Origin of the sequence: Streptomyces phaeochromogenes (assembly GCF_001418655.1) — a bacterium.
Classification (GTDB): domain Bacteria; phylum Actinomycetota; class Actinomycetes; order Streptomycetales; family Streptomycetaceae; genus Streptomyces; species Streptomyces phaeochromogenes.
The window spans coordinates 1-8,811 of the sequence record NZ_LIQZ01000259.1; the positions used below are offsets into that span (position 1 = coordinate 1).

Sequence of the window (8,811 nt, forward strand, 5' to 3'; positions counted from 1 at the left end):
CAACCAGCCCATATCAGCCCCGCCCGGCAATCCAGCCGGTCCGGGGTTGGAGGACGAGGGCGTAGGGGCGATAGGGGTGTTCGGGGGCGGAGCCCCCGAGTAAGTGACGGGAATGGGTAGGGGCGGCGGGGGCGAAAAAAGGCCCCCGCCGCCCCTACCACCACCCACCCGTCAGGGTGAAGCCGGCGGATACAGCGAGCGTGGCAGTTGGGATGCCGCCGCGGTGTCCAGGAGCCACAGGGTGCGCGACCGACCACGGGCCCCGGCCGCCGGGGCCTGGATCTCTCCCGCGCCGGACAACGCGATCGCCGCCGCCTGCGCCTTGTCCTCGCCCGCCGCGAGCAGCCACACCTCCCGCGCGGCCCGGATCGCGGGCAGCGTGAGGGTGACCCGGGTCGGCGGCGGCTTGGGGGCACCGTGGACCCCCACCACCGTCCGCTCGGTCTCGCGGACGGCCGGCAGTTCGGGGAAGAGCGACGCCACATGCGTGTCCGGACCGACGCCGAGCATCAGCACGTCGAAGGTCGGAACCGGACCGTGGTTCTCCGGCCCGGCGTGCTCGGCGAGTTCGGCCGCGTAGGCCTCCGCCGCCGCGTCCGCGTCCTTGCCGAAGGGCCCGTCCGACGCGGGCATGGCATGCACCCGCTTCGGATCCAGCGGCACCGAGTCGAGCAGCGCCTCACGGGCCTGGGTGACATTGCGCTCGGGGTCGCCCTCGGGCAGGAACCGCTCGTCGCCCCACCACAGTTCGAGCCGGCCCCAGTCGATGGCGTCCCGGGCGGGCGCGGTCGCGAGCGCCGCGAGGAGCCCGTTGCCGTTGCGGCCACCGGTCAGCACGACCGAGGCGTAACCGCGCGAGGCCTGCGCGTCCACGACCTTCGTGATGAGCCGGGCCGCGGCGGCCTGGGCCATCAGTTCCTTGTCCCGGTGAACCACCAGCTGGGGAGTAGTCATGGCGAGTCCGCCTTCTTGACCGGGGGCATCTGGGCCGGAGTCGGACGGCCGGAGTCGCTGTCAGCCGCCGGGGAGGCGGAAAGAGCCGGCTCGGACGTCTTGGCCGACGGCGCCGGGTCCGGGTCCGGCGCCTTCTGCCGGACCGGCAGGGACTCCGGGCCGCGAGCGGACGCCTCGGCCCGCTGCGTGGCCGACGGGATCCCGCCCAGCCGGTCCACCCCGAACCGCAGCGCGGACGCGTACGTGTCGTCCGGATCGAGCCTGCGCAGCTCCTCCGCGAGCAACTCGGACGTCTCACGCCGCTTGAGAGCCACCGCGCGGTCCGGCTGGCCGGGCAGCGCCAGCGTGGCCATCGCCCCGTCCGACCGGTGCAGGGTGATCGGGCCGCCGGTTGTCTCCAGCCGCACCTGGGTCAGACCGGGACCCGCGGAGACGGCCCGCCGGACGTGCACGTGGAGCCGGTCGGCGAGCCACATCGCGAGCAGCTCGACGCTCGGGTTGGACTCCTCGCCCGCCACCTCGACGGAGACGACCTCGCAGTCGATCTGGTCGAGGGCGGCGGCCAGCATCGAGCGCCACGGAGTGATCCGGGCCCAGGCCAGATCGGTGTCGCCCGGCTCGTAGCTCTCGGCCCGGGACCGCAGCTCGTGGACGGGCTTCTCGGCCGCGTAGCTGTCGGTGACCCGGCGCTGGCCCAGGGCGCCCAGCGGGTCGCCCGCCGGATCGCGCGGGGCGTCCACCGACCACCAGACCACCACCGGCGCGTCCGGCAGCAGCAGCGGCAGGACGACGGACTGGGCGTGGTCGGAGACCTCGCCGTACAGCCGCAGGACGACCGTCTCGCCGGTGCCCGCGTCCGCGCCGACCCGCACCTCGGCGTCCAGGCGCGACTTCGTGCGGTCACGCGGCGAACGCGAGACGCGCTTGATCACCACGAGCGTGCGCGAGGGGTGCTCGCGCGAGGCGTCGTTGGCGGCGCGCAGGGCGTCGTACGCGTTCTCCTCGTCGGTGACGATGACGAGGGTGAGGACCATGCCGACGGCGGGGGTGCCGATGGCCCGGCGGCCCTTCACCAGCGCCTTGTTGATCTTGCTGGCCGTGGTGTCCGTGAGATCTATCTTCATGGGCGACGCCAGCTCCGTCCGTCTCGCTTGAGCATTTCGTCCGCCTCGACGGGCCCCCACGTACCGGACGGGTACTGCGCCGGCTTGCCGTGCTTGTCCCAGTACTCCTCGATCGGGTCGAGGATCTTCCAGGACAGCTCGACCTCCTCGGTGCGCGGGAAGAGGTTCGAGTCGCCCAGGAGAACGTCCAGGATCAGACGCTCGTACGCCTCCGGGCTCGACTCCGTGAAGGACTCGCCGTACGCGAAGTCCATCGAGACGTCCCGGATCTCCATGGAGGTGCCGGGGACCTTGGAGCCGAAGCGGACCGTGATGCCCTCGTCGGGCTGGACGCGGAAGACGATCGCGTTCTGGCCCAGCTCCTCCGTCGCCGTGTGGTCGAAGGGGGAGTGCGGGGCACGCTGGAACACGACCGCGATCTCGGTGACACGGCGGCCCAGGCGCTTGCCCGTACGGAGGTAGAACGGGACGCCCGCCCAGCGGCGGTTGTCCACCTCCACCTTGATCGCCGCGTAGGTGTCGGTCTTCGACTTGGGGTCGATGCCGTCTTCCTGGAGATAGCCGACGGCCTTCTCGCCGCCCTGCCAGCCCTCGGCGTACTGACCGCGGACCGTGTTCTCGCCCAGGTCCTGGGGCAGCTTCACCGCTCCGAGGACCTTGGTCTTCTCGGCGGCGAGCGCGTCCGCGTCGAAGGAGGCGGGCTCCTCCATGGCCGTCAGCGCCATGAGCTGGAGCAGGTGGTTCTGGATGACGTCACGGGCGGCGCCGATGCCGTCGTAGTAGCCGGCCCGGCCACCGATGCCGATGTCCTCGGCCATCGTGATCTGTACGTGGTCCACGAAGGACCGGTTCCAGATCGGCTCGAACATCTGGTTGGCGAAGCGCAGCGCCAGGATGTTCTGGACCGTCTCCTTGCCCAGATAGTGGTCGATGCGGAAGACCTGGTCCGGGGCGAAGACCTCCTCGACGGTCGCGTTGAGCTCCTCGGCCGACTTGAGGTCGTGGCCGAAGGGCTTCTCGATGACCGCGCGTCGCCAGGAGCCGCTCGACTGGTCGGCGAGACCGTGCTTCTTCAGCTGCCGGATGACCACCGGGAAGGCGGACGGCGGCACGGACAGGTAGAAGGCGAAGTTGCCGCCCGTGCCCTGTGCCTTGTCCAGCTCGCCGATCGTCTCGCGCAGCCGCTCGAACGAGTCGTCGTCGTCGAAGGTGCCCTGGACGAAGCGCATCCCCTGGACGAGCTGCTGCCAGACCTCCTCGCGGAACGGCGTACGGGCGTGTTCCTTGACGGAGTCGTGGACCTCCTGGGCGAAGTCCTCGTTCGCCCACTCGCGGCGGGCGAAGCCGACGAGCGAGAAGCCCGGCGGCAGCAGACCGCGGTTGGCAAGGTCATAAACGGCAGGCATGAGCTTTTTACGGGACAAATCGCCCGTGACCCCGAAGATGACGAGGCCCGACGGCCCCGCGATACGCGGGAGCCGTCGGTCCGCCGGGTCACGCAGCGGATTGCTGCTTGACAAGATTTCAGCCCTCCGAGGGGGCGAGGCGCGCGAGCTCTGCCTCGGTCGACTTGAGCAGGTCGTTCCAGGACGCCTCGAACTTCTCGACGCCCTCGTCCTCCAGGAGCTGGACCACGTCGTCGTACGAGATCCCGAGCTTCTCGACCGCTTCGAGCTCGGCACGGGAATGCTCGTACGTACCGGCGATGGTGTTGCCGGTGATCTTGCCGTGGTCCTCGGCGGCGGCCAGGGTCGCCTCCGGCATGGTGTTCACCGTGTTCGGCGCGACCAGGTCGTCGACGTACAGGGTGTCCTTGTAGGCCTTGTCCTTGACGCCGGTCGAGGCCCACAGCGGACGCTGCTTGTTGGCCTGCGCCTTGTCGAGGGCGGCCCAGCGGTCCGAGGAGAAGACCTCCTCGTACGCCTCGTAGGCCAGTCGCGCGTTGGCGAGACCCGCCTTGCCGCGGGCGGCCTTCGCCTCGGGGGTGCCCAGGGCGTCCAGCCGCTTGTCGATCTCGGTGTCCACGCGGGACACGAAGAACGACGCCACGGAGTGGATGCCGGACAGGTCGATCCCGGCGGCCTTGGCCTTCTCCAGGCCCGCGAGGTAGGCGTCCATGACCTCGCGGTAGCGCTCCAGCGAGAAGATCAGCGTGACATTGACGCTGATGCCCCGGCCGATCGTCTCGGTGATCGCGGGCAGGCCCGCCTTGGTCGCCGGGATCTTGATGAGCGTGTTCGGACGGTCGACGAGCCAGGCCAGCTGCTTGGCCTCGGCGACGGTCGCCTGGGTGTTGTGCGCCAGGCGCGGGTCGACCTCGATGGAGACCCGGCCGTCCTGGCCCTGCGTGGAGTCGTAGACCGGGCGCAGGATGTCGGCGGCGTCACGGACGTCCGCCGTCGTGATCATGCGGATGGCCTCTTCGACGGTGACCTTGCGGGCGGCGAGGTCACTGAGCTGCTGCTCGTAACCGTCACCGCTGCTGATCGCCTTCTGGAAGATCGACGGGTTGGTGGTGACGCCCACGACGTGCTGCTGGTCGATCAGCTCGGCGAGGTTGCCGGACGTGATCCGCTTGCGCGACAGGTCGTCCAGCCAGATCGCGACGCCTTCCTCGGAGAGGCGCTTCAGTGCGTCTGTCATGGAAAATGCATCTCCTACGTGTCGTATGTCAGCGTCAGCGCTGGGCTGCGGCGATCGATTCCCGGGCGACGTTCGCGACGTTCTCGGCAGTGAACCCGAACTCCTGGAAGAGCACCTTGCCGTCGGCCGAAGCACCGAAGTGCTCCAGGGAAACGATGCGACCGGCGTCCCCCACGTACTTGTGCCAGGTGAGACCGATACCGGCCTCGACCGCGACCCGTGCCTTCACGCTCGGCGGCAGGACGCTCTCCCGGTACCCCTGGTCCTGCTCCTCGAACCACTCCACGGAAGGCATGGACACGACCCTGGTCGGGGTGCCCGCGGCCTCCAGCTGCTCACGTGCGTCGACGGCCACGTGCACCTCGGAACCGGTCGCGATGAGAACGACCTCCGGGGTCCCGGTGGACGCCTCGAAGAGCACGTAACCACCCTTCGCCGCATCCTCGTTGGCCTCGTACGTCGGTACGCCCTGACGGGTCAGCGCGAGGCCGTGCGGGGCACCCTTGCCGAAGACCTTGGTGTAGCGCCGGAGGATCTCGCGCCAGGCGATCGCGGTCTCGTTGGCGTCCGCCGGACGGACGACATTGAGGCCCGGAATGGCGCGCAGCGAGGCCAGGTGCTCGACCGGCTGGTGCGTCGGACCGTCCTCGCCGAGACCGATGGAGTCGTGGGTCCACACGTACGTCACCGGCAGGTGCATCAGAGCGGACAGACGCACCGCGTTGCGCATGTAGTCGGAGAACACCAGGAAGGTGCCGCCGTAGATACGGGTGTTGCCGTGCAGCGCGATGCCGTTCATCTCCGCGGCCATCGAGTGCTCACGGATACCGAAGTGGATCGTGCGCCCGTACGGGTTCGCCTCCGGCAGCGGGTTGTCCGCCGGGAGGAACGACGAGGTCTTGTCGATCGTCGTGTTGTTCGAGCCCGCCAGGTCGGCCGAGCCGCCCCACAGCTCGGGGATGACCGCACCGAGCGCCTGGAGCACCTTGCCGGAGGCCGCACGCGTGGCGACGCCCTTGCCCGCCTCGAAGACCGGGAGCTTCTCCTCCCAGCCGGTGGGCAGCTCGGTCGCGGCGATGCGGTCGAACTCGGCGGCACGCTCGGCGTTGCTGTTGCGCCACTCCTGGAACGACTTCTCCCACTCCGCCTTGGCCTGACGGCCGCGCTCGCCCAGCGCGCGCGTGTGGGTGATGACCTCGTCGGAGACCTCGAAGGCCTTCTCCGGGTCGAAGCCCAGCACACGCTTGGTGGCCGCGACCTCGTCGTCGCCGAGCGCCGAGCCGTGCGCGGCCTCGGTGTTCTGCGCGTTCGGAGCGGGCCAGGCGATGATCGAGCGCATCGCGATGAACGACGGCTTGTCGGTCACCAGCTTCGCGGCCTCGATCGCGTCGTAGAGCGCGTGCGGGTCGAGGTCGCCGTCCGGCTTCGGGGCCACGCGCTGAACGTGCCAGCCGTACGCCTCGTACCGCTTGACGGTGTCCTCGGAGACGGCCGTCTCGGTGTCGCCCTCGATCGAGATGTGGTTGTCGTCCCACAGCAGGATCAGGTTGCCGAGCTCCTGGTGGCCGGCCATGGAGGACGCCTCCGCGGAGATGCCCTCCTGGAGGCAGCCGTCACCGGCGATCGCGTAGATGAAGTGGTCGAACGGGGAGGCGCCGGGAGCGGCCTCCGGGTCGAACAGGCCACGCTCGTAGCGGGCGGCCATGGCCATGCCCACCGCGTTGGCGACACCCTGGCCGAGGGGGCCGGTGGTGGTCTCCACGCCGGGGGTGTGCCCGTACTCCGGGTGCCCCGGGGTGCGGGAGCCCCACGTCCTGAAGGACTTCAGGTCGTCCAGCTCCAGGCCGAAGCCGGCCAGGTAGAGCTGGGTGTAGAGGGTCAGGGACGAATGACCGGCAGACAGCACGAAGCGGTCGCGGCCGGTCCAGTCGGGGTCCGCCGGGTCGTGCCGCATCACCTTCTGGAAGAGGGTGTAGGCGGCGGGCGCCAGGCTCATCGCCGTACCCGGATGGCCGTTGCCGACCTTCTGTACGGCGTCGGCGGCCAGGATGCGGGCGGTGTCGACGGCCCGCTGGTCCAATTCGGTCCACTCGAGGTCTGTTGTGGTCGGCTTGGTGCTCACCCTGGGTCAGGGCTCCTCTCCACATGTTCCACATGTCGAATGCCGGTGCACGTCGCGCCCACCGGCTCGCTGTCGAGCCTACCCCCGTAGGAACGCGCATTTTTTCGAGTCATTCCAGACTGCCGGGACTCTCCCTCTTCCGCCTCCCGACCGGCGCGTTCCGTGTTCGGCAAGTGAATACGGAGCCGCTCATCCGACTGCTCAACGCAATGCCGATCAGTCCTGCGCGGAGGCCTTTCAACACGACCCGACCCCCGCGAAGGCCGGGGTCTGGGCAACGTCTACAGTGGCGTGGTACGCGCGAGCCTTTACCGGGAGTTCACACCCGGAGCTCGCTGAAATGTCTCTGTCAGGGGTGTGCGTGACGGCCGTTGAATCCCGTCCTGCGGGAGTGCTCGGGACGAGTCAGGGCGCGAAGCGGGGCACGAACCACCGGCCGTTCTGGGCTCGGGTCAAGGCGTTCGTCGCTCTCACCAAGCCGCGGATCATCGAGCTGCTGCTGATCACCACCGTTCCGGTGATGTTCCTCGCGCAGCAGGGTGTGCCCGATCTGAAGCTGGTGCTCCTCACCTGCGTCGGCGGCTACCTCTCGGCGGGCGGCGCCAACGCCCTGAACATGTACATCGACCGTGACATCGACGCGCTCATGGAGCGCACCGCACAGCGTCCACTGGTCACCGGCATGGTCAGCCCACGCGAGTGCCTCGCCTTCGGCATCACGCTCGCGATCGTCTCGACGCTGCTGTTCGGATTCGCCGTCAACTGGCTGTCCGCGTGGCTGTCGCTCGGAGCGCTCCTCTTCTACGTCGTCGTCTACACGATGATCCTCAAACGCCGTACCTCGCAGAACATCGTGTGGGGCGGTATCGCCGGCTGCCTTCCGGTGCTCATCGGCTGGTCGTCCGTCACGAACTCCATGTCGTGGGCGCCGATCATCCTCTTCCTCGTCATGTTCTTCTGGACGCCGCCGCACTACTGGCCGCTCTCCATGAAGGTCAAGGCGGACTACGCGCGCGTGGGCGTTCCGATGCTGCCCGTCATCGCCTCCAACAAGGTCGTCGCGCGGCAGATCGTCCTCTACAGCTGGGCCATGGTCGCCGTCTCCCTGCTCCTGACGCCGCTCGGCTACACGGGCTGGTTCTACACGGTCGTCGCCCTGGTGACCGGCGGCTTCTGGCTCTGGGAGGCCCACGGGCTGCAGACCCGGGCCAAGGACGGCGCCGTGGGCGCCAAGCTGAAGGAGATGCGGCTCTTCCACTGGTCCATCACTTACGTGTCGCTGCTGTTCGTGGCGGTGGCCGTGGACCCGTTCCTCCGCTGACCTCCGGCTGAGGGGGCGCCCCGAAAGGGGCGCGGGGAACGGCGAGTGGCCAACCCCACGCACCACCCCCGTCGCCAGTGGATCTACCCGTCGGTAGCATCCCGGTATGGCAGACACCCAGCAGGTTGACGAGGGCGCCGGCGCCAAGCAGGACGCCAAGGCCGAGCGCCGGGCGGCGAAGCTCGCCAAGCAGATCTCCTCCTTCGCGCAGGCCCACGGCGGCGCGGAGGGCCAGATCGCGTACATCGGCCAGAAGGGCGCCCGGATCGTCCTCGTCGGCGAGGACGGCGGCTGGGGCGACCTCGTGGCCCCCACCTTCGCCATCGCGGAACAGGCCGTGAAGAAGTCCGGCATCACCGCCCACGAAGACTTCGACGGCGAGTTCGCGAACAAGGTCAAGACAGGCCCGTACGAGTGGACCCGCATGGCAGGAATCCAACTGGGCGGCCCCAGCAACACCTGAATCCGACCCCACCCCGAGCGCCCCAAAGGGGCGCGGGGAACGGCGCGAGCAACCACGACAGACCCGTGCCCCTTCAGGGGCGCGGGGAACGGCGCGACCAGCCCCAGCAGGCCCGCACCCATCAGCCGACCCGCAGGTCAGATCCTAATTGCGCGTAAGGGAAAGATCAGTGTTGAGACCCCAC

General features: G+C 69.3%; 7 protein-coding genes. 2 read left to right on the forward strand and 5 right to left on the reverse strand.

Going from position 1 to position 8,811, the window contains the following annotated elements; all coding sequences use genetic code 11:
* Window positions 1-171: 171 nt before the first annotated feature.
* The 5 genes from pgl to tkt are packed head-to-tail and all read right to left on the reverse strand — an operon-like array spanning window position 172 to window position 6,843.
* Window positions 172-954 carry a 6-phosphogluconolactonase gene (pgl, locus tag AOK17_RS30800; protein ID WP_055615855.1) on the reverse strand — a complete coding sequence of 261 codons (783 nt, stop codon included), beginning with the start codon at window positions 952-954 and terminating at the stop codon, window positions 172-174.
* A complete protein-coding gene (gene opcA, locus AOK17_RS30805) occupies window positions 951-2,078 on the reverse strand; it encodes a glucose-6-phosphate dehydrogenase assembly protein OpcA (protein WP_055615856.1) in 1,128 nt (375 codons plus the stop codon). The genes pgl and opcA overlap by 4 nt, the downstream gene beginning before the upstream one ends.
* Window positions 2,075-3,598, reverse strand: coding sequence for a glucose-6-phosphate dehydrogenase (gene zwf, locus AOK17_RS30810; RefSeq protein ID WP_055615857.1), 1,524 nt, complete (start codon window positions 3,596-3,598; stop codon window positions 2,075-2,077). The genes opcA and zwf overlap by 4 nt, the downstream gene beginning before the upstream one ends.
* Before the next feature lie 4 nt (window positions 3,599-3,602).
* Complete coding sequence (gene tal, locus AOK17_RS30815) at window positions 3,603-4,721, reverse strand: transaldolase (RefSeq protein WP_055615858.1); 1,119 nt, start codon at window positions 4,719-4,721, stop codon at window positions 3,603-3,605.
* Between the two features lie 34 nt (window positions 4,722-4,755).
* Window positions 4,756-6,843: a transketolase gene (gene tkt / locus AOK17_RS30820; protein ID WP_055615859.1), complete on the reverse strand. Its 2,088-nt coding sequence runs from the start codon at window positions 6,841-6,843 to the stop codon at window positions 4,756-4,758.
* A 355-nt stretch (window positions 6,844-7,198) separates the two neighbouring features.
* On the opposite strand from tkt, the gene AOK17_RS30825 reads away from it, so the two are divergent.
* Both AOK17_RS30825 and AOK17_RS30830 read left to right on the forward strand, forming a co-directional pair.
* A complete protein-coding gene (locus AOK17_RS30825) occupies window positions 7,199-8,164 on the forward strand; it encodes a heme o synthase (protein WP_055615860.1) in 966 nt (321 codons plus the stop codon).
* 106 nt (window positions 8,165-8,270) lie between these two features.
* Window positions 8,271-8,627 carry a hypothetical protein gene (locus tag AOK17_RS30830; protein WP_055615861.1) on the forward strand — a complete coding sequence of 119 codons (357 nt, stop codon included), beginning with the start codon at window positions 8,271-8,273 and terminating at the stop codon, window positions 8,625-8,627.
* Window positions 8,628-8,811 lie beyond the last annotated feature (184 nt).

What these genes read in the sequence shown, in the direction of transcription:
- pgl (WP_055615855.1), bottom strand. Translation starts at nt 954, where the DNA reads ATGACTACTCCCCAGCTGGTGGTTCACCGGGACAAGGAACTGATGGCC.
- opcA (WP_055615856.1), bottom strand. Translation starts at nt 2,078, where the DNA reads ATGAAGATAGATCTCACGGACACCACGGCCAGCAAGATCAACAAGGCG.
- tal (WP_055615858.1), bottom strand. Translation starts at nt 4,721, where the DNA reads ATGACAGACGCACTGAAGCGCCTCTCCGAGGAAGGCGTCGCGATCTGG.
- AOK17_RS30830 (WP_055615861.1), top strand. Translation starts at nt 8,271, where the DNA reads ATGGCAGACACCCAGCAGGTTGACGAGGGCGCCGGCGCCAAGCAGGAC.